This window comes from Paraburkholderia susongensis, assembly GCF_900177725.1.
GTDB classification, from domain to species: Bacteria; Pseudomonadota; Gammaproteobacteria; order Burkholderiales; family Burkholderiaceae; genus Paraburkholderia; species Paraburkholderia susongensis.
Window position 1 is genome coordinate 293,929 of the sequence record NZ_FXAT01000002.1, and the last position, 19,602, is coordinate 313,530.

Consider the following 19,602-nt stretch of genomic DNA (forward strand, 5'->3'; position numbering starts at 1 on the left):
CGGTTGAGTCCAAAGAGCCGAATATTTTAGCAAACTATTTGCGCGCTTAGCCGGGATTCGATGATTGCATCGGTTTTTCCCGCTATTCCTGCCGCTTTGTGGGTCATTTCGGGGTGTTTTTCGCATGCATCGAGCCGTTTTTTGGGTGCCTGCGCGAGCTGATCGAAGCAGCGCTTCCCACCCGCGCCCACGCGTCGCCGCGACACGCGACACGCCCAGCGGCGCGCCACCGCCGCGTCTTCGCCTCCGATTCCGCCTATGCCGTTCGACATATTCAGCCGGCGCGCCCATGCTGATAAGCTAACGACCTCGGTTGGGCCTGTCCCTCGCCGATTCGCTTCATACGCCGCGCAATCGCTCACAACGACTCAAATTTCTCAGAGACACCATGCCGAATTCGTCGCCCTCGCCTATCGTCGTCATCGCTCCCGATTCATTCAAAGGCTCGCTCAGCGCGGAACAGGTCGCGCAGGCGATTGCGTCCGGCATCCAGCGCGCCCGGCCCGACGCCAGCGTGCGCATCTGCCCGATGGCCGACGGCGGCGAAGGCACGCTCGACGCGATGCTCACGAGCGGCGGCGAACGCCGCAAGCTGAACGTGCGCGGCGCCGCCGGTCCCGCACGTGAAGCGCTCACCGGCCTGCTCGCGGACGGCAGCGCGATCATCGAAACAGCCGAAATCGTCGGCATTACGGACCCGGTGGGAATGGGCGTGCCGGTCGAGGCACGCAGCACCCGCGGCATGGGCGAGGCGATTCGCGCATTGCTCGACGCCGGCGTGCGGCGCTTTTTCGTCGCGCTCGGCGGCAGCAGCACGAACGACGGCGGCGCCGGCCTGCTGGCGGGCCTCGGTCTGAAGCTGTTCGATGCCCAGGATCATGAACTCGAAGGCACGCCCGAACAGCTTGCCCGCGTTGCGCGGCTCGACGTCTCGCAACTCGACGCGCGGCTCGCCGAAACACAGTTCGTCGGCATGTCGGACGTGGACAATCCATTGACCGGCGATCACGGCGCGACCGCGATCTTCGGTCCGCAAAAAGGCGTGAAGCCCGAACAGGTCGCGCCGATCGACGCGGCGCTCGCGCGCTTCGCCGATCTGCTCGAAGCCGCGCTTGGCCGCACCGCGCGCGACCAGCCGGGCGCGGGTGCGGCGGGCGGTCTCGGCTTCGCGCTGCACATGCTCGGCGCGCAGTTCGAGCCGGGCGCGGAAACGGTCGCGCGGCAGATCGGCCTCGATGCCGCGCTCGCGGGCGCCGACTGGCTGATCACCGGCGAAGGCCGCTCGGACGTGCAAACGCTGCACGGCAAGGCGCCGTTCATCGCCTGCGCTCATGCGCGTGCCGCAGGCGTGCCCGCCACGCTGCTATCAGGCGCGGTCGACCCGGCCGCGCTGCCGCGTCTTGCGGAATACTTCAGCGGCTGCTTCTCGCCGGCACCCGGCCCGATCACGCTCGACGTCGCGATTCGCGATGCCGCGCGCCTGCTCGCCAACGAAGCAGAACAACTGACGCGACTGAAATACGGCGTGCGTTGACCGGCGGAACGGTTGCGGCAACAATCACAACGCCACGACCGCTCCACACATTACGGGACCACCATGAAGGACTCCGTTAAAGCCGGGCTCGAGCAGTTCCTCACCTACCGTCTGCATGTACTGAACAAACTGGCCGAGCGCGGCATCAGCGAGCGCTATCAGGCGAAGCTCGGCGTAACGCTGCCCGAGGCGCGCGTGATTGCATCAGTGGGCTCGTTCGGGCCGTTCTCAATCATGGAGCTGGCGAGGCACGCCAATCTCGACAAAAGCCAGGCGAGCCGCGCGGCCGTTGCGCTCATCAGGCAAGGGCTCGTGCAGCGTCAGCCGAGCGCCGAAGACGGCCGCGTCGTGCTGGTTTCGCTCACGCCCGAAGGCCGCACGCTGTACCGGAAGGTGATGCCGATCGCACGCAAGTGGAACGGCGATATGTTCGACTGTCTCGACGAACGGGAGAAGGCTGTGTTCGGCACTGCGCTCGACAAGGTCATCGGCGCAATGAGCGAGCGGGAGTAATTGCGCGGCATGCTCGCGAGTGCGAGGCACGCCGCTGCACGACGACCTGCCACGCATGTCAGAATCGAGCCTCGGCCAACGCGCCTTCATTCGTCTTTTCATTCAGGGAAGTTTCAGTGGACATCAACAAACAGGTCGCGGCACTCACCGCTTCGGAACTCCAGACCGCCGGCGCAAGCCAGGCGACGGCGATCGCGCTCAGCGTCGTGCTGCGTCATCTTCGTTCGCCCGAGCTGGCGAAACTGCTGTCGTCGGCATTCGAAAACCATCAGGCGGTCATGCTGCAAACGCCGTGGCCGGATCAGATGCTGCAGGCTTTCGAATCCACGCGCCGTTTTCTCGAAGGCGCCGCGCAAGCGGAATTGCCGGGCTCGCAGGAGCAGCCGGGAACACCTGACGCCTGAGTTGCGTCTCTGCGCCAGTTACGGACCGCGTAGCCGAGGTTTAGCCGGCCGAGTGCGCCCAGTGACTCGGCCTTCAAAACTGCATGATCGAGCCCGTGTCGCGCCGATCGACGTCTCGATTGTCCCCGTGCGCCGCGCCAGCCGATGATCAAAGACGCTACGTCGACTGGCTTGGCGTTTGCGGAATTGCCCTATCCCACGCTCTCCTCGCGCGCGGCCTCGAAGTATTCGGCGACGAAACCATCGGGATGCTGCACCGTCATGTTGCGCCCCACCGGCGTTTGGTGAAATTCGCTCGGCACGCTCGCGCCGAGCGAACGCAGCGGCCCGGCGAAATCGTCGAGGGAATCCACGATCAGCGCCGCTTCGATATGCCGTACCGGCGCGAGTGCCTCATCCGTGCCAGCCAGCACGATGAACGCGCCGATCACGGCGACCTCGATGCCCATTTCCGGAAAGCTCAGCCGCCGTTCGCATCGCAGTCGTTGCAATGCCTCGTAGAACGCGATGGTCGAATCCAGTTGTGCTGGGGCAACATACCGGCGATACAGCGTCCTCAGGATTTTCATGCAGCGCGCTCCTCGTGATCGATCAGAATGCACTCGAGACCCGCCGCATCGGTGGCACGATCGATGGCCGTTTCGAGTTGCGCGATGCCGAAGACCACCGGACTGAGCACGCCGAAATCCAGTACGCCGCTTGCCGCCAACGAAAACAACCGCCGGTACGCGTCACGCGGATACATGAACTGGCCGATGATTTCCCAGCCGTTGAGCATGACCTCGGTGTACGGGACCGGAAAATCGACCGCCATGCTTCCCATCAGCACGAGCCGGCCGTTGCGTCCCAGGCTGCGCAGCGCCGAGAGCGTCATGTTCGGATCGCGTGCGTTGCCGACCATGTCGAACGCGAGATCGACGTGCCCTCCCGCTGCATCGCGAATCGCCTCCACGTCTTGCGCGACGTCGCCGCACACGGCAACCGGCACGATCCGGCCCGCGCCCCGTTCGGCAACGCGCCTGAGCGCCTGCGCATCGCGCCCGATCGCCACGACGCGGCCTGCCCCCATCGCCACGGCCAGCAACGCCGCCGCGCCACCGTAAGCGCCTGTCGCACCGGACACGACGACGGTTTCGCCGGCCGCGAGCCGCCCGCGCAACAGCCCGCCGAGCGGCACGACGAATCGCGTCGACAGGGCGAGCCGTTGCGCGTCGAGACCGGCGAGCGCGTCGGCCGCGGTCAGCACCGACGCCGGCAGCAACGCGTATTCGGCGAGCGTGCCATCCGGCCAGTCCGATTGCATCGCGTAACCCTCGGCCCCCGCCGCCGTAATGCCGATCAATATCTGCGCTGCGTCCCTGACGTTCTCGTGGGCCACGAAGTGCGACGAGATCACGACGCGCTGCCCCGGCTTCAGATGCCACACGTCCTGTCCAACCGCGTGCACGATCCCGACGCCGTTGCCGCCGGGAATGAACGGCCGCCCGGGCGCGTGGTACACCGGCAGTTCGCCGGCCACATACCGGCGCATATAGGACATCACGGCCGACATCTGCATCCTGACGACGACACTGCCGGGCCGCGGCTCGGGCAGCGGCACGTCGACGAACCGGAGATCACCGCCCAGGCGGCTCAATTGCCACGCTTTCATACGCTGTACCTCATTCAAAGGAAACCTGCAGTTTGCCGATTCCGCGTGCGCGAATGCAGCGGCGTCGATGCAATCCTCCCCCAGATGCCGTGAACTTTCTATAATCAATGAGCCTTAATTTATTATCAATCGTACATTTATGGACGCGTTGTCCGATGTTTTGTCGCTCCTGAAGGTGCGCAGCGGGCTGTCGTCGCGATTCGAAGGCGAAGGCGCCTGGGCCTTCCGGTTTCCCGCCTATCAGCATATGAAGTTCGGCACCGTGCTGCGCGGCCGGCTCTATCTGCGGATGGCGGACGAGGCCGAGGACCGGCCGATCGAAGAAGGAGATGTGTATCTGCTGACGAACGGGCAACCGTTCTGTTCGGCGAGCGTGCCCGGGTGCGCGACGCTCGACGGTCCCGCGACTTACCGCTCGATTCGCAGCGCGGACGGCGTCGTGAGATTTCGTGGGCCCGGGAACATCGCGCCCGTCAGTCTCGCGAGCGGACGCTTCATCTTCGGGAACGACGTGACAGGCATGCTGCTCAGGCACCTGCCCCCGCTCATTCATCTGCGCGCCGCCGATGTCGCCGCCCATGCGCTTTCTCATGTGCTCGCGCTGCTCAGGCTGGAAACGGGCGACCCGGCGCCTGGCGCGGACATCGCGAAAACCAGTCTCGCGACGCTGGTTCTCGTGCAGGCGCTGCGCGCCTATATCGGCAGCGGCGAGCCCGCGAACGGCTGGCTCAAGGCCTTGTCGGACGCCAGGGTCGGAGCGGCGCTGTCGATGATGCACGGCTCGCCCGGACAACGCTGGACGATCGAATCGCTGGCGTCGAATGTCGGGATGTCGCGCACGGCCTTCGCGTCGCGGTTCCGCAGACTGGTCGGCAGCGCGCCGCTCGAATACCTGCACCAGTGGCGCATGGCGATGGCCATGACGGCGCTCAAAGACTCCGATGAGCCTCTCGTCTCGATTGCCGAACGCATCGGCTATCTGTCGGATACGGCGTTCAGCATCGCATTCAAGCGCACGGCCGGTATCAGCCCGGGGCGCTATCGCGTGGAGCAGCGCCGCTAGAAGCGGATGCGCCTCGCGCGCGCCTCGACTGCAGCCGTCACACCTTGCCGGCAGGAAGCTCCACCGGATACGGCTGACCGAAGTCGGCCGAACGGCTGACCTGTTCCCACGCGGCCGCTTCGGCGATCTGCCGTTGCGAATATTCCTGCGCCATTCCGGCAGCACCCGCCCCAAGCAACAGATGAGTCGGCAAGGGCGTGTGCTTGACGGCCCGCACAAGGATTTCGCCGGCCCGCTTCGGGTCCCCTGCCGACGCACGCCCGCTACCGAGGATGCGGATCAGCTCGCCGACGGTCGGGTCGTATTCGGCCGGCACCTCGGGGGTCTTCATCGACGACCCGGCCCAATCGGTGGCGAAGCCGCCCGGCTCGACCACCACGTACTGGATGCCGAACGGCGCCGTTTCCGCCTGGAGCACTCGCGTGAAGCCATCCACCGCGAATTTGGCGGCCTGGTACGAGCCGAGTCCGGCCGTGCCGCCCACGCGTCCGCCGACCGACGAGAATTGCACCACGATGCCGTGTCCCTGCGCGCGCAGAACGGGCAGCACGGCTTTTGAAACGTTGTAGACGCCCCAGAAGTTCGTCTCGAACTGCGTGCGGAAGTCTTCTTCGCTCGTCGTTTCTATCGGCGACACGTTGGCGTAACCTGCGTTGTTGACCACCACGTCGAGCCGCCCAAAGCGGTCGGCCGCGGCCTGCACGGCCGCGGCAGCCGCGGCGGGATCGGTGACGTCGAGGGCGACCGGCAACACTCTGTCGCCGTACCGTTGAACCAACCCGGCGAGCTGCTCGGGACGACGGGCCGTGGCGGCCACCGCATCTCCCGCTTCCAGCGCGGCCGTTGCGAGTGCGTGCCCGAAGCCACGGGAAGAACCAGTAATGAACCAGACTTGAGAGCTCATCGGCGAACCTCTTTGATCGGTGCATGAACTTCATGCGGATGAGGCATTTGAGCATGAGCCCACAGTTAACGCAACCGCGTTTTGTTATAATGACCGCATGACGACCTCTCCCTTCCAACGTGCCCGCAGCCACGAGGCCAAGCAGCAGCGCGTCAGCGAGATTCTGGAAAGCGCGCGCGTACTCGGCGCCGAGCGCGGGGTCGGCAACGTGTCGCTGACCGACATCGCCGACGCCGTCGGCATGCACAAATCGGCCTTGCTGCGCTACTTCGAGACACGGGAACAGATCTTCCTCATCCTGACCGCGTCGGCCTGGCAGGAATGGGCTGAAGACGTGATCCGGCGCCTCGAACGGTCGAGCCGATTGTCGCCGGCATCCGTCGCGGCCGCGCTTGCCAGGTCGCTCGGTGCAAGACCTTTTTTTTGCGATCTCGTTGCGCATGCGGCACTGAGCCTCGAGCGTCACGTGTCACTCGACGCAGTGCGCACATTCAAGTTCGCCGCGCTCGATGCGACCTATGCGATTGCCGCGCGCTTGCAGGAGCGCGCGTCGCTCACGCAACGTCAGGCGGTCGATGCCATTGCAACGGCCACCAGCATGGCAGGCGCCCTATGGCAAATGGCGACACCGGCCCCCGAAGTTCGGCCGCTATACGAAAGCGACCCGAGACTCAGTCATGTGGTCGCGGACATTGTTCCGCGGCTCACCAGAATTCTGGAAAGCCTGTTGACCGGCTACGCTGTCGCGAATGGTTCTGAGCATTGAACTGTCTTTCGCGGTAATCCAGCAAGCGTCGTACTAAATACCGCTCTCACATAGGTTGCAACTTGAAGTCACGATCACGTCCATCCCTTTTCCGGCAGCCGCTCGTTACCGCGGTCGCCGCATGCCTTACCGCAATAACGGCAAGCGCCGCCGCTCAGCCACCGTCGAATATCCGGGCCGTGTCATGGATCGTCGTCGATGGTGAATCCGCGCAGACACTCGTCGAACATAATGCGGACGCCGAGCGTCAACCGGCTTCGCTCACCAAGCTCATGACCGCCTACGTCGTATTCGATGCGCTCAAGCGCGGCACCGTGCGCTGGGATGAGCAGATAACCGTCGACGCCGCCGACATCGGCAAAGTCGGCAACGATGAAGCCAGGATGTACCTCGTGCCGGGACAACGCGTCCCGGTGAGGGAACTGGTTCAGGGTCTCATCGCCGCGTCCGCGAACGATGCCGCGTTAGTGCTCGCGAAGCGCGTCGGCGGCTCGCCCGCGGGCTTCGAGCAGATGATGAACGCCACGGCGCGGCGCCTGGGAATGGATCATACCCATTACTCGACGCCGTCCGGCATCACCACCGCGGAGAACTACTCGACCGCGCGCGACCTTTCCGTTCTGGCCTTGCGCCTCACGAAGGATTTTCCGGAGTACTACACTTTTTCGTCCGAACAGCATTTCGCCTATGGCACTTTCCAGAAGCGAAACAAGAATTGGCTGCTTGGAAAAGATCCATCCGTCGATGGAATGAAAACGGGACATACGCAGGCAGCTGGGTACTGCATCGTCGCGACCGCGAAGCGCCAACAGGCATCGCCCCCGCTGACGAGACGCGTATTCGCCGTCGTGCTGGGTGCGCCGACGGCGAACGACCGCATTACCGGAGCGGGCAGCCTCCTGAACTACGGATTCGCGGCATACAACGACTATCCGGTGATCGATGGCGCCGGATCTCATGTGGTCACGCGCATGTCGCAAGCGAATCTCGCGCACGCCGACTGATCCGGCCGCCGGCCGCGCAACTCGCGCGAGCCGGCACAGCATCCTCATCGCTGTCAGACGCATTGCCATACGCACTGCCATACGCACTGTCATACGCACATCACTGCGCGCTCGCGGTCGACGCCTGCATCGACGCCGGCGCGGACGTGTTGCTCGCGGTGGCGTGCTCCTCGCCGTGGGTGATCGCATACAGCTCGCGATTGCGCGCGATCGTCCGCGCGCTCGGCGGATAGTCCCAGTCCGGCGCGGGCACGGTGCCGTCGCGCTGCGCCTGGATCAACTCGGCGCGTACCTGAGCGCGCGTCACGCCATCGGACGAAGTCGTCTGTGCATAGGCGCCGGCCGGCAAGCCGATCGCGAGGGTAAGCAGCGCGGCGGCTGCCAGCAGATTGCGTTTCATGGTGGAACTCCTGATCAAGTGTCAATGAACACGCATCGTCGATGCGTGGCCGGCGGGACCGTTTGCACGGTGCCTCGGCCGACACGTTCATTGTGGTCAGCGGCCCCGGCGCGAGCCTGACCGCAAGATGACAATTTTGAAATCCACCGTTCCTCGCGCACGCCGTTCCTCGCGCAGATAACAGCTTCGTAATCTACGGGTCAGCCCCGGGTCACGGCCGCCGCTCCACACTGCGAACCAGCCGCTTCGATGCGGTATCCGAATCTCGCTTCGAGGAACAACATCATGTGGATCGTCCGGCTGGCATTGCGCAGGCCCTACACGTTCGTCGTACTCGCACTGCTGATCTTCATCATGGGACCGCTCGCGATCCTGCGTACGCCGACTGACATCTTCCCGAACATCAACATTCCGGTCGTCAGCATCGTCTGGTCGTACAACGGCTTCTCGGCCGAGGACATGGCAAAGCGCATCACGTCGAACTACGAACGCGCGCTCACGTCCGACGTCGACGACATCGAGCACATCGAATCGCAGTCGCTGAACGGCGTGTCGGTCGTGAAGATCTTTTTCCATCCGGGCGCGGACATCAATCGCGCGATCGCGGAAGCGGCGAGCAATTCCGCGTCGATCCTGCGGATTCTGCCGCCCGGCACGCTGCCGCCGAACATCATCACGTACAACGCGTCGACCGTGCCGATCCTGCAGCTTGGACTGTCGAGCGACACGCTGCCGGAGCAGCAGCTCTACGACCTCGGCAACAGCTTCATCCGCACGCAGCTCGCGACCGTTCAGGGCGCGGCGGTGCCGCTGCCGTTCGGCGGCAAGATCCGCGAGATCGTCGTCGATCTCGACACGCGCGCGCTACAGGCGAAGGGGCTCGCGCCGATCGACGTCGTCAACGCGATCAACGCGCAAAACCTGATCCTGCCGGGCGGCACCGCGAAGATCGGCACGCGCGAATACAACGTGCAGATGAACGGCAGCACGCAAACGGTCGCGGCGCTCAACAACCTGCCGGTCAAGACGGTCGGCGGCAACGTCATCTACGTGCGCGACGTCGCTCACGTGCGCGACGGCTACGCGCCGCAGACCAACATCGTGCGCAGCGACGGCAAGCGCGCGGCGCTGCTCACCGTCGAGAAGACCGGCAGCGCGTCGACGCTCACGATCATCAGCCAGGTGAAGGCGATGCTGCCGCAGATCGCGGCCGGTCTGCCGAAAGCGCTGCATATCAGCGCGCTTGGCGACCAGTCGGTATTCGTGAAGTCGGCGATTCAGGGCGTGGTGCGCGAGGCGCTGATCGCCGCGTGCCTGACCGCGCTGATGATCCTGCTGTTCCTCGGCAGCTGGCGCGCGACCCTCATCATCGCCGTGTCGATCCCGCTCGCGGTGCTCACGTCGCTGCTCGCGCTTTCCGCGCTCGGCGAGACGATCAACATCATGACGCTCGGCGGGCTCGCGCTTGCGGTCGGCATTCTCGTCGACGACGCGACGGTCGCCATCGAGAACATCACGCACCATCTCGAACGCGGCGCGCCGCTCGAGGACGCGATCCTGACCGGCTCGGGCGAAATCGCGGTGCCGACCTTCGTGTCGACGCTGTCGATCTGCATCGTGTTCGTGCCGATGTTCCTGCTCACCGGCGTCGCGCGTTACCTGTTCGTGCCGATGGCCGAAGCGGTGATCTTCGCGATGGTCGCGTCGTATTTCTTCTCGCGCACGCTGGTGCCCACGCTCGCGATGGTGCTGATGCGCGCGCGCGGCCACGGCAAGCCACCGAGCGGCATATTCGCGCGCATCGCGAGCTTCCAGGCCGGCTTCGAGCGCCGCTTCGAGGCGACCCGCATGCGCTATCGCGCGCTGCTCTCGGCCGCGATCGCGCACCGCCGCCGCTTCGCCGCCGCCTTCCTGCTCGCGTGCGTCGCGTCGACGAGCCTGTTCGCGTTCGCGGGCCAGGATTTCTTCCCCTCTGTCGATACGGGCGAAATCCGGCTGCACCTGCGCGCGCCGACCGGCACGCGGATCGAGCAAACCGCGCGCATCACCGACGAAGTCGAGACGCGCATCCGCTCGGTGATTCCGCCACAGGAAATGGCGGGCGTGCTCGACAACATCGGCGTGCCGGTGAGCGGGATCAACCTCACGTACGACTCGTCCGACCCGGTCGGCACCGGCGACGCCGACGTGATGATTACGCTGAAGCCGAACCATCATCCGACCGCCGCCTACGTCGCGAAGCTGCGCAACCTGCTGACGCGGGAGTTCCCCGGCGTGACCTTCGCGTTCCTGCCGGCCGACATCGTCAGCCAGATCCTCAACTTCGGGCTGCCCGCGCCGATCGACATCCAGATCGTCGGCAACAAGCTCGATCAGAATCGCGTGGTCGCGAACCGTCTGCTCGCGCAATTGCGCGGCGTGCGCGGTCTCGTCGACGCGCGCATCCAGCAGCCCGGCGACGAACCGGCGATCAACGTGAACGTCGACCGCACCAAGGCGATCGAGGCTGGACTCCAGCAGCGCGACGTATCGCAAAACATGCTGATCGCCCTGTCCGGCAGTTCGCAGACAACGCCGAACTTCTGGCTCGATCCGCGCAACGGCGTCAGCTATCCGCTCATGGTGCAGACGCCGCAATACACCGTCGATTCGCTGCAGGCGCTCGCCAACCTGCCGCTGCCGACGAGCGGCGCGCACTCGCCGCAGACGCCCGCGGGCGGCCCGGCGGCCGGCGCTCCCGCGCAAAACCTGCTCGGCGCGCTCGGGACGTTCTCGCGCGCCACGCAGCAGGCGGTCGTGTCGCACTACAACGTGCAGCCCGTGCTCGACATCTTCGCCTCGGTGCAGGGCCGCGACCTCGGCGGCGTCACGGCGGACGTGACGAAGCTCGTCGACGACGCCCGCGCGCAACTGCCGCCCGGCTCGTCGATCGTGCTGCGCGGCCAGGTGCAGGCGATGCACGAATCGTTCGCGGGCCTGCTGAGCGGACTCGTGTTCGCGATCGCGCTCGTCTACCTGTTGATGGTCGTCAACTTCCAGTCGTGGCTCGACCCGCTCGTGATCGTGAGCGGCCTGCCCGCGTCGCTCGCCGGGGTCGCGTGGATGCTGTTCGCGACCAACACGACGCTCTCGGTGCCCGCGCTGACCGGCACGATCCTGTGCATCGGCATCGCGACCGCGAACAGCATTCTCGTCGTCAACGCGGCGCGCGAGCTGATCGCCGGCGGCGCGGCGCCGTGGGAAGCCGCGCTCGAAGCCGGCTTCAGCCGCTTCCGCCCGGTCGTGATGACGGCGCTCGCGATGCTGATCGGCATGCTGCCGATGGCGCTCGGCCTCGGCGACGGCGGCGAGCAGAACGCACCGCTCGGCCGCGCGGTGATCGGCGGACTCGCGTTCGGCACGATGTCGACGCTGCTGTTCGTGCCGGTCGTATTCGGCTTCGTGCATGCGTGGCTCGAACGGCGCCGCGATGCGGCCGCCGCGCGGCGCGCGCAGAACACGCCGGCCATTCCCTGATTCACGGATTCGTTCCGACTCCTTACGACTCGCCCGACAGGCCCCACCATGAACGACTCGACCGATCTCCTCGCTCCGCCGGCTCCGGACCCCGCTGCGCCCGGTTCGCCCGACTCGACCCTGCCGCCCGCCGCGCCGCCGCCGCGCGGGCGGCGCAGGCTCGCCGCGCCGCTCGTCCTGATCGCAGTCGCGGCCGCGCTGCTCGCGGCCGGCATCGTGCCGCGCCTCGACGCGCGCGCCGCGCAGCGCACGCAGGTCGCCGCGCAGCAGGCGCTGCCCGTGTCGCTGATCCTGCCAGGCACTGCGCCCGCGGACCAGATGCTGACGCTGCCCGGCTCGGTGATGCCGTACGCGGAAGCGTCGATTTACGCGCGCACGAGCGGCTACATCGCGCACTGGCGAGCCGACATCGGCGCGCACGTGAAGGCTGGGGACACGCTCGCGCAGATCTCGGCACCCGATCTCGATGCGCAGTTGAGTCAGGCGCGCGCCGACGCCGCGACCGCGCAGGCGAACTACGACTACGCGAAATCCACCGCGCAGCGCTGGCAGGACATGATGAAGACGCAGTCGGTGTCGCAGCAGGACACCGACACGAAGGTCGCCGACATGAATGCGAAGCGCGCGATGCTGGCGTCCGCGCAGGCCAACGTCGCGCATCTGACCGAGCTCGTGTCGTACGAGACGGTCACCGCGCCGTTCGCGGGCGTGATTACCGCGCGCAACGTCGACGTCGGCACGCTCGTGACGGCGGGCGGCACGCCGGGCAGCTCCGGCATGTCGGGCGAACTGTTCCATCTGGAGCAGACCGACATGCTGCGCGTGTTCGTCGACGTGCCGCAGGACAGCGCATCCGGCATCTCGACGGGGACGCTCGCGTACCTGACCACGCAGCAGTATCCGGGACGGCATTTCGCCGCGCACGTGGCGCGCAGCGCCGGCGCCATCGATCCCGTCACGCGCACGCTGCGCGTCGAGATCGACGTCGACAACCGCGACGGCACGCTGATGCCGGGCGCGTTCGCGCAGACCCATCTGCTCGTGCCGAGTGCGGCGCCCGCGTTCGAGCTGCCCGTCAGCGCGCTGCTGTTCCGGCCGAACGGCGTGACGGTCGCGACCGTCGGCGCGAACGGACGGACCGCGCTGAAGACCGTGCAGATCGGCCGCGATTTCGGCACGTACGTCGAGATCGTGTCGGGGCTTGCCGCGAGCGATCGCGTGATCGACAACCCCGGCGATTCGATTGCCGCCGGCGAGGCCGTGCGAATCATGTCGATTACAAAAAGCGCGATACCGGCGAACGCGGCGGCCACGGCGGCCACGGCGGCCACGGCGGCCACGGCGAGCAAGACCGCGGCGGGTGCGCCGAGTTCGCCGGGTACCCGGAGTACTCCTGGTACATCGGGCACATCGGGCACGGCGGCGCGTGCCACGGGCGCGCCCGCCGCGCACACTTCACCGGCCATCCGCGGTTGACCCATCTACAGCAACAGCAAGGGAATGCCCGTCATGCGTATCTTCCATCCGCTTCCGTTCGCGCGCCGCGCCGTCGCGCTCGGCGTCGCCATCGCACTGGCAGCGTGCTCGACGCTGCCGCCCTATTCTCCGCCCACCGTCGCCGTACCCGCGCACTATGCGGGCGCGCCCACCGCGCAGCCCGGCTGGAACGTCGCGGCGCCAGCCGACGCCGCACTGCGCGGCGCATGGTGGACCGTCTTCGGCGACACCGATCTGAACGCGCTCGAAGCGCGCGTCGACGTATCGAACCAGACCGTGCAGAAGGCTGTCGCCAACCTGCAGCAGGCGCGTGCGATGGTCGATTATCAGCGCGCCGGCTTCATGCCGACGATCGGCGCGGGAGTGGCGCAAAGCCGCTCACGTGTGTCGCAGAACAAGCTCGGGTCGTCGCTCGCCGGTAAGACGACGCCCGACTATCTGGTCGGTCTGACCGCGAGTTGGGAACCCGACGTGTTCGGGCGCGTACGCGATGCGGTGGCCGGCGCGCAGGCGAGCGCCCAGGCGAGCGCCGCCGATCTGCAGGCGGTCAAGCTTTCGGTCACCGCCGAACTCGCGACCGACTATTTCTCGCTGCGCTCGCTCGATACGCAAAAGCAGCTGCTCGACGACACCGTGCGCGCCTACGCCGACGCGCTGAAACTTCTGCAGCAACAACTCGCGGCCGGCGCGATCGATGCCTCGGCCGTTGCACAGGCCGCGACGCAACTCGAATCGACCCGCACGCAGGACGCCGACATCGACGTGTCGCGCGCGCAACTCCAGCATGCGATTGCGACGCTCGTCGGCGAGAGCGCGTCGACCTTCACGCTGCCGCCGCGCGTGCAATCGTTCGCCGACGTGCCCGCGATTCCGCCTGGCCTGCCGTCGCAACTGCTCGAACGGCGGCCCGACATCGCCGCGTCCGAACGCCGCGTTGCCGCCGCGAACGCGCAGATCGGCGAGGCCCACGCCGCGTTCTTCCCCGACCTCGTGCTGTCGGCGAGCGTGGGCTTCGAAAGCTCGTTCTTCGCGCCCTGGCTCAGCGCGCCGAGCCTGTTCTGGTCGCTCGGTCCGCAGCTTGTCGGCACGCTGTTCGACGGCGGCAAACGCAGCGCATCGCTGCGTGGTGCGAACGCGCAATACGACGGCACCGTTGCCGATTACCGGCAAACGGTGCTCGTCGCGTTCCAGCAGGTCGAGGACGAACTGTCCGCGCTGAACACGCTCGCCTCGGAAGTGGACAGCCAGAAGCGCGCGACCGACGCAGCCGACCTGTCGCTGCGGCTGACGACGAACCGCTTCAAGGCAGGCGCCGTGAGCTATCTCGACGTGGTGACCGCGCAGACGATCGCGCTGACGAACCGCCGTCTCGCGGACCAGATCGCCGCGAGACGGATGGAAGCCACGGTCGCGCTGCTGAAGGCGCTTGGCGGCGGCTGGCAGGACGGTGCGGGTGGCGTGGGTAGCGCAAGCGCGGGTAGCGCAGGTGGTGTGGATAGCGCGCCTCGTTCGCACGGCTGAGGCCTTCGCCGATCAACGTCTACCGGGTCGCGCTGCCTCCTTGCGCGAAGCCTCCTGGTTCACCCGGTCATGCAAGTGCCGCTAGTGCTATGAAGTGCCGTGAAGCGCCGTTACGTCGCCGCGGTCTTGACGAAATCGAGAATGAACCGCGTGCCGCTCGCATCGCTCTCGACACGAGCGGTGCCGCCGTGCAGTTCCATCACCGAGCGTACGATCGCGAGTCCGAGCCCGGCCGTGCCGCCCGGCACGCCACCGCTGCGCGCGCGATCGCCGCGCACGAAACGCTCGAAGACGCGCGGCAGCAGCGCGGGGTCGATCGGCTCGCCCGGATTCGCGACGACGACCCGCACCGCGTCGCTCGTCTCCTCGACCCGCATCGTGATTTCGCCGCCCGCGGGCGTATAGCGCAGCGCGTTCGCGAGCAGGTTGCTGACCGCGCGGCGGAACAGTTCGAGGTCGGCGGTAAGCCGGCCGCGGCCCTCGACGCGCAGCACCGAACCGGCTTCGTCGGCCAGTCCTTCGAAATAGCCGGCGATGCGAGTCAGCTCTTCATACACGTCGAATTCGCGCTCTCGCGTGACGAAACTCGGGTGCTCGGCGCGCGCGAGGAACAGCACGTTCTCGATCATGCGCGCGAGGCGGTCGTATTCCTCGAGATTCGATACGAGGAGTGTCTGGTACTCGTCGGGCGAGCGCGGCCGCGAAAGCATGACTTCGGTGGCGCCGCGCATGTTGTTGAGCGGCGTGCGCAGGTCGTGCGCCAGATCGGCGCTGAACTGCGACAGATGCCCGAACGCCTGCTGCAGGCGGCCGAGCATGGCGTTCTGCGCGTCGACGAGCGCGCGCAGCTCGCGCGGAGCATGCGACGCATCGAGCCGTGTGTCGAGCCGGTCGACCGTGATCCGGCCCGTGTCCGTCACGATCTCGCGCAGCGGCGCGAGCGTCGTGCGGATCAGCCAGTAGCTGAGCAGCGTCGCGAGCAGCACGCCGAGCCCGCCCGCGATCTTCAGCGTGTCGCGGTAGCTGTCGAGCAGCCGCACGCGGTCGCTCAGGTTGCGTGCGACCGCGATCCTGATTCGCGCATGGTCGAGCAGTTCGGCGTCGGTGACGATGCCGCGCACGGGTGTATCGTCGTCGGCGCTCCAGGCCACGATCTGCTCGCTCGTGATCCGCGCGTCGGCAGGTATCGGTACCGCATGCGGCGGAAACAGCTCGGCATCGGGTGATAAGGCGTCCGAAGCGCCCTTGGCGGCGGGCCGCGCGCCGGCCGGCGGCTCTTCGAGCTCGGTCCGCTCGACGTTCCGGCGTGCAAGGATGTTGCCCTGCGTATCCGCAACGGCCATCGAGAGCGCCTTGTTGCCGAGCACGAGGCTCGTCAGCCGGTCCGCGTGCGTGCGCACGCCGTCGAGCGATTCGAGTTCGCTCGCGAGCCGGCGCGCGTGCCGCGCGGCGAGCACGATGTCGAGATCGTCCTGCATGCGCACCTGCCGTTCGAGTCCGACATACACATAGGTGCCGACGAGCGCGAACACCGCGAACGTGGTCACGCCGAACGCGAGCGCGAGCGTCGCGGTGAGCGAGCGCCCGAGCATCATGCTTTGTCCTTCGGTTCGAGCACGTAGCCGACGCCGCGCACCGTGTGGATCAGTTTGACGGGAAAGTCGTCGTCGATTTTCGCGCGCAGGCGGCGAATCGCCACCTCGACGACATTGGTGTCGCTGTCGAAATTCATGTCCCACACATACGACGCGATCTGCGTGCGGCTCAGCACTTCGCCTTGCCGGCGCGCGAGCAGTTGCAGCAGCGCGAACTCACGCGGCGTGAGTTCGATCCGCACCGTGCCGCGCCGCACGCGGCGGCGCACGACATCCATTTCCAGATCGCCCACGGTGATCCGTTCGGTTTCGCGCGGCGGCCCGCGGCGCGCGAGCGTGCGGATGCGCGCGAGCAGTTCGACGAACGCGAACGGTTTCACGAGATAGTCGTCGGCACCGAGTTCGAGACCGTGCACGCGGTCCTGCACGTCGTCGCGCGCGGTCAGGAACAGCACGGGGGTCGTGTGCGTGTCGCGCAGACGTTTCAGCACATCCCAGCCGTCGAGCACGGGCAGCATCACGTCGAGCACGATCACGTCGTAGCTTTCCTCCTGCGCCAGCATCAGTCCTTCCGCCCCGTCCTTCGCGAGGTCGACGCTGAAGCCGGATTCCTCGAGCCCCTTCTTCAGGTACGCGCCCGTCTTCGGCTCGTCTTCGACTATCAGGACACGCATGGCCGGCTCCGGTGATGGCATGCACCGATATTACCGGGAAACAGCACGCGCGAAAGCGCGGATTACCGAACTGTAATCCGCGAGTCAGCATGGCGACGGATGGGACGGCCAGAATGGGCGGCTTGGGACGCCCGGCGCGGGCTCAAACGCTCCCGGCGAGATGAAAGCGCGATGCCGGATGCCAGAGCCGCACCGACGTCGCGACCAGCTCGCCAATCCACGTATGGCGCCACATCATCAGGCACGGCTCGCCGATTTCCATCGCGAGATGCCGGCGAACATGCGCGTCGGGCCTCTGCGCATAGATGCGAAACTTCGCGTACTGGATTGGCGCGAGGCGCACCATGTACCGGTTCGGCGTCTCGGCGGTGAAGTCCTGTTCCAGATAGTTCGGAAATACCAGCGGATTCACGTAGCGATCTTCGTACTGGATCGGCACGCCCTCCTCATGGTGCACGATCTGCGAATGAAACACAGGCCCTTTGCGCACCGTGAGCGCGTCGAACGCCTGCGGATCGTGACATGCCTCGAGCGTCAATACCTGCGCGCTATATCGATGTCCGCGCGCGGCAACTTCGTCGGCGATGTTGCGGATGTCGAGCACGGTCGACTCGACATCGCGCGGCGCGACGAACGTGCCCAGGCCCTGCGCCCGCGTCAATACACGTTCAGCGGTGAGTTCGCGCAGCGCGCGCGAGACGGTCATTCGCGCGACGCCGAATTCCTTCACCAGCTCCGTCTCCGAAGGAATCATCTCACCTGTTTTCCACGTGCCATTGGCGATGTGTTCGATCACGTAGCGCTTGATCTGCTCGTAGGCGGGCACGAGTTTCCGGGCAGCGACGGGCTGTGCCGGTTCGTACACTGCGTTGATGTTCTTCTTCATGTCCAGCCTCGTGCGTCGTACGTCGACGGAAATCGGCCAGGCGCAGCCGCGTTGGTGTCGTCAGCAACCGATCGCCGCGCGAAAGGCGGTGTTGGCCGCTGCGAGCGCCCTGCAGTCTCCGGGGAGATCGGTGCTCGCGAGCGGCGGGCGGCCGCTCACGCAAACGGCTTGCGGATCCGGCAGCAGCGGCGGCCCGCCATCGGCGATCAGCCGGAACGCGATGGTCATATCGTCCGCGAGCGGACGATCATCGCGATACGTCGTCACGACTGTGCGAAGCCACGCGTACAACGCATCCGTGTACGGCGCGCGCGGCGCGTCGATCGGCTGCAGGTCGTACGCCTGCGCGGCCGCGAGCAGTTCTATCGCAAGAATGCGGCTGCTGTTTTCGATCACGGCCAGCGCCTTCAACGCTGCCGGCGTCGCATGGCACAGATGGTCTTCCTGCAGCCCGGACGTCACGCCGCCGTCCAGGCTGGCGGGCGCCGCATCGCGACGGTTCTGTGCGACGAGCGACGCCGCCGTGTATTGCGCGATCATGAAGCCCGAATGCGTGCCGCCGGCATGCGCAAGAAACGCGGGCAGTCCGCTCACGAGCGGGTTGACCAGGCGGTCGAGCCGGCGCTCCGCCATCGCGGCGACCTGTGCCATTGCCGCGGCGAGGCTGTCCATTGCGAGCGCAATCGACGCGCCAACGGCATGCGCCTGCGAAAACACGCGTGGCGCGTCCAACGTGCCGGAGACGATCGGGTTGTCGGTCGTCGATTCGAGCTCGCGGTTCACGACGTCGGCACTCGCCTCGAACACGTCGCGCGCGGCGCCGTGAACGTGCGGAATCGTGCGCATGCTGAGCGGGTCCTGCGTGCGGCGGCCGAACGCCGACGCGATCAGGCCGCTGCCATCGAGCACCGCGCGCATCCGCGCGCCTACTCGCTCGAGGCCCGGCGACACGCGAAAACCGAGCGATTGCGCGTCGAACGCGGCCATCTGGCCACCGAGGTTTTCGAAGCTCATGGCGGATACGACGTCGGCCCAGTCGAGCAGGCGCTCCGCGCGGTGCAACGCAAGCGCCGCGAGTCCGGTTACGCACGGCGTACCGTTCACGACGCTGAGCCCCTCCTTCGCTTCGAGCGACAGCGGCGCGAGCCCGAGCCGCCGCAGCGCCTCGGCGCCCGTCAGGCGCTCGCCCCGCCAGCGCACATGCCCCGCGCCGACACAGACGAGCGCGATGTGCGCCATATGGCTCAGATAACCGACCGAGCCAAACGCGGGCACTTCGGGCAGGCAATCGGCATCGAGAAGCGCGGCGAGCCGTTCCACCAGTTCGACGCGCACGCCGGAGTGGCCGTGCGCGAAGTTGTTGATGGCGGCGGCAATGATCGCGCGCGTCTCCTCACGGCCGAGCGGCGCTCCAACACCGACCGCGTGGCTCATCAGGATGTTGTGCGACAGATCGTGCTGTTCGGCCGGCGACACCACGACGTCGCACAGCGCGCCGACGCCGGTGTTCACACCGTACGCGCGGATGCCGCGAACGACGATCTGCTCGACGAGTTCACGCGCGGCGCGAATGCGGGCGCGCGCATCGCCGGAAAGATGCAGCGGCTCGCCGGTGGCGACGGCGGCGATATCACGCCAGCCCAGCGGCCGCTCGGAACGGATCACAGCCATGAC

17 protein-coding genes are annotated in these 19,602 nt (G+C 66.7%); 9 read left to right on the plus strand and 8 right to left on the minus strand.

The features are described 5' to 3' along the window. Window positions 1-388: 388 nt before the first annotated feature. From B9Z01_RS06435 to B9Z01_RS06445, 3 genes are all read left to right on the plus strand, one after another. Window positions 389-1,534 (plus strand): glycerate kinase, encoded by a 1,146-nt coding sequence (locus tag B9Z01_RS06435; protein WP_085482037.1) that lies wholly within the window; start codon window positions 389-391, stop codon window positions 1,532-1,534. Between the two features lie 63 nt (window positions 1,535-1,597). Beyond that, complete coding sequence (locus B9Z01_RS06440) at window positions 1,598-2,047, plus strand: MarR family winged helix-turn-helix transcriptional regulator (protein WP_085481418.1); 450 nt, start codon at window positions 1,598-1,600, stop codon at window positions 2,045-2,047. A 116-nt stretch (window positions 2,048-2,163) separates the two neighbouring features. Further along, window positions 2,164-2,451 (plus strand): hypothetical protein, encoded by a 288-nt coding sequence (locus tag B9Z01_RS06445; RefSeq protein WP_085481419.1) that lies wholly within the window; start codon window positions 2,164-2,166, stop codon window positions 2,449-2,451. A gap of 191 nt (window positions 2,452-2,642) precedes the next feature. On the opposite strand, the gene B9Z01_RS06450 is transcribed toward B9Z01_RS06445, so the two are convergent. Continuing rightward, on the minus strand, window positions 2,643-3,020 hold the full coding sequence (locus B9Z01_RS06450; RefSeq protein WP_085481420.1) for a glyoxalase: 378 nt from the start codon (window positions 3,018-3,020) through the stop codon (window positions 2,643-2,645). Then, the gene (locus B9Z01_RS06455; RefSeq protein ID WP_085481421.1) at window positions 3,017-4,102 is read right to left on the minus strand and encodes a zinc-binding dehydrogenase; all 1,086 of its coding nucleotides are present in this window, start codon (window positions 4,100-4,102) and stop codon (window positions 3,017-3,019) included. The genes B9Z01_RS06450 and B9Z01_RS06455 overlap by 4 nt, the downstream gene beginning before the upstream one ends. 139 nt (window positions 4,103-4,241) lie before the next feature. Between B9Z01_RS06455 and B9Z01_RS06460 the strand changes: the two genes are divergently transcribed. Continuing rightward, complete coding sequence (locus tag B9Z01_RS06460) at window positions 4,242-5,165, plus strand: AraC family transcriptional regulator (protein WP_085481422.1); 924 nt, start codon at window positions 4,242-4,244, stop codon at window positions 5,163-5,165. Between the two features lie 37 nt (window positions 5,166-5,202). Here B9Z01_RS06460 and B9Z01_RS06465 read toward each other — a convergent pair whose 3' ends face one another. Further along, a complete protein-coding gene (locus B9Z01_RS06465; RefSeq protein ID WP_085481423.1) occupies window positions 5,203-6,069 on the minus strand; it encodes an SDR family NAD(P)-dependent oxidoreductase in 867 nt (288 codons plus the stop codon). 97 nt (window positions 6,070-6,166) lie between these two features. Here B9Z01_RS06465 and B9Z01_RS06470 point away from each other — a divergent pair, with 97 nt between their 5' ends. Next, a complete protein-coding gene (locus B9Z01_RS06470) occupies window positions 6,167-6,835 on the plus strand; it encodes a TetR/AcrR family transcriptional regulator (RefSeq protein ID WP_085481424.1) in 669 nt (222 codons plus the stop codon). Window positions 6,836-6,897: 62 nt separating this feature from the next. Then, window positions 6,898-7,839, plus strand: a complete 942-nt coding sequence (locus B9Z01_RS06475) for a D-alanyl-D-alanine carboxypeptidase family protein (protein ID WP_275937487.1) — start codon at window positions 6,898-6,900, stop codon at window positions 7,837-7,839. 100 nt (window positions 7,840-7,939) lie between these two features. Here the strand turns inward: B9Z01_RS06475 and B9Z01_RS06480 are convergent, their stop codons facing one another. Then, entirely contained in the window at window positions 7,940-8,239 is a 300-nt protein-coding gene (locus B9Z01_RS06480) for a DUF4148 domain-containing protein (protein ID WP_085481426.1), read from the minus strand. A gap of 285 nt (window positions 8,240-8,524) precedes the next feature. Between B9Z01_RS06480 and B9Z01_RS06485 the strand changes: the two genes are divergently transcribed. From B9Z01_RS06485 to B9Z01_RS06495, 3 genes are read left to right on the plus strand one after another with little or no spacing between them, the layout of a single operon-like run. Continuing rightward, window positions 8,525-11,755 carry an efflux RND transporter permease subunit gene (locus B9Z01_RS06485; RefSeq protein ID WP_085482039.1) on the plus strand — a complete coding sequence of 1,077 codons (3,231 nt, stop codon included), beginning with the start codon at window positions 8,525-8,527 and terminating at the stop codon, window positions 11,753-11,755. Window positions 11,756-11,803: 48 nt separating this feature from the next. Beyond that, window positions 11,804-13,231, plus strand: coding sequence for an efflux RND transporter periplasmic adaptor subunit (locus B9Z01_RS06490; protein WP_085481427.1), 1,428 nt, complete (start codon window positions 11,804-11,806; stop codon window positions 13,229-13,231). Window positions 13,232-13,264: 33 nt separating this feature from the next. After that, window positions 13,265-14,773, plus strand: a complete 1,509-nt coding sequence (locus tag B9Z01_RS06495) for an efflux transporter outer membrane subunit (protein ID WP_085481428.1) — start codon at window positions 13,265-13,267, stop codon at window positions 14,771-14,773. 110 nt (window positions 14,774-14,883) lie between these two features. On the opposite strand, the gene B9Z01_RS06500 is transcribed toward B9Z01_RS06495, so the two are convergent. From B9Z01_RS06500 to B9Z01_RS06515, 4 genes are all read right to left on the minus strand, one after another. Further along, window positions 14,884-16,368, minus strand: coding sequence for a heavy metal sensor histidine kinase (locus tag B9Z01_RS06500; protein ID WP_085481429.1), 1,485 nt, complete (start codon window positions 16,366-16,368; stop codon window positions 14,884-14,886). Continuing rightward, a complete protein-coding gene (locus tag B9Z01_RS06505) occupies window positions 16,365-17,042 on the minus strand; it encodes a heavy metal response regulator transcription factor (RefSeq protein WP_085481430.1) in 678 nt (225 codons plus the stop codon). The genes B9Z01_RS06500 and B9Z01_RS06505 overlap by 4 nt, the downstream gene beginning before the upstream one ends. A 142-nt stretch (window positions 17,043-17,184) precedes the next feature. After that, complete coding sequence (gene hutC, locus B9Z01_RS06510; RefSeq protein ID WP_085481431.1) at window positions 17,185-17,928, minus strand: histidine utilization repressor; 744 nt, start codon at window positions 17,926-17,928, stop codon at window positions 17,185-17,187. Window positions 17,929-17,988: 60 nt separating this feature from the next. Further along, a complete protein-coding gene (locus B9Z01_RS06515; protein ID WP_085481432.1) occupies window positions 17,989-19,599 on the minus strand; it encodes an HAL/PAL/TAL family ammonia-lyase in 1,611 nt (536 codons plus the stop codon). Between the last annotated feature and the right edge of the window lie 3 nt (window positions 19,600-19,602).

Bases quoted from the DNA above. Each gene is read 5' to 3' on its own strand.
- B9Z01_RS06490 (WP_085481427.1), top strand. From the start codon at position 11,804: ATGAACGACTCGACCGATCTCCTCGCTCCGCCGGCTCCGGACCCCGCT.
- B9Z01_RS06455 (WP_085481421.1), bottom strand. From the start codon at position 4,102: ATGAAAGCGTGGCAATTGAGCCGCCTGGGCGGTGATCTCCGGTTCGTC.
- hutC (WP_085481431.1), bottom strand. From the start codon at position 17,928: ATGAAGAAGAACATCAACGCAGTGTACGAACCGGCACAGCCCGTCGCT.
- B9Z01_RS06450 (WP_085481420.1), bottom strand. From the start codon at position 3,020: ATGAAAATCCTGAGGACGCTGTATCGCCGGTATGTTGCCCCAGCACAA.
- B9Z01_RS06515 (WP_085481432.1), bottom strand. From the start codon at position 19,599: ATGGCTGTGATCCGTTCCGAGCGGCCGCTGGGCTGGCGTGATATCGCC.
- B9Z01_RS06485 (WP_085482039.1), top strand. From the start codon at position 8,525: ATGTGGATCGTCCGGCTGGCATTGCGCAGGCCCTACACGTTCGTCGTA.
- B9Z01_RS06435 (WP_085482037.1), top strand. From the start codon at position 389: ATGCCGAATTCGTCGCCCTCGCCTATCGTCGTCATCGCTCCCGATTCA.
- B9Z01_RS06440 (WP_085481418.1), top strand. From the start codon at position 1,598: ATGAAGGACTCCGTTAAAGCCGGGCTCGAGCAGTTCCTCACCTACCGT.
- B9Z01_RS06480 (WP_085481426.1), bottom strand. From the start codon at position 8,239: ATGAAACGCAATCTGCTGGCAGCCGCCGCGCTGCTTACCCTCGCGATC.
- B9Z01_RS06470 (WP_085481424.1), top strand. From the start codon at position 6,167: ATGACGACCTCTCCCTTCCAACGTGCCCGCAGCCACGAGGCCAAGCAG.
- B9Z01_RS06465 (WP_085481423.1), bottom strand. From the start codon at position 6,069: ATGAGCTCTCAAGTCTGGTTCATTACTGGTTCTTCCCGTGGCTTCGGG.
- B9Z01_RS06505 (WP_085481430.1), bottom strand. From the start codon at position 17,042: ATGCGTGTCCTGATAGTCGAAGACGAGCCGAAGACGGGCGCGTACCTG.
- B9Z01_RS06460 (WP_085481422.1), top strand. From the start codon at position 4,242: ATGGACGCGTTGTCCGATGTTTTGTCGCTCCTGAAGGTGCGCAGCGGG.
- B9Z01_RS06500 (WP_085481429.1), bottom strand. From the start codon at position 16,368: ATGATGCTCGGGCGCTCGCTCACCGCGACGCTCGCGCTCGCGTTCGGC.
- B9Z01_RS06495 (WP_085481428.1), top strand. From the start codon at position 13,265: ATGCGTATCTTCCATCCGCTTCCGTTCGCGCGCCGCGCCGTCGCGCTC.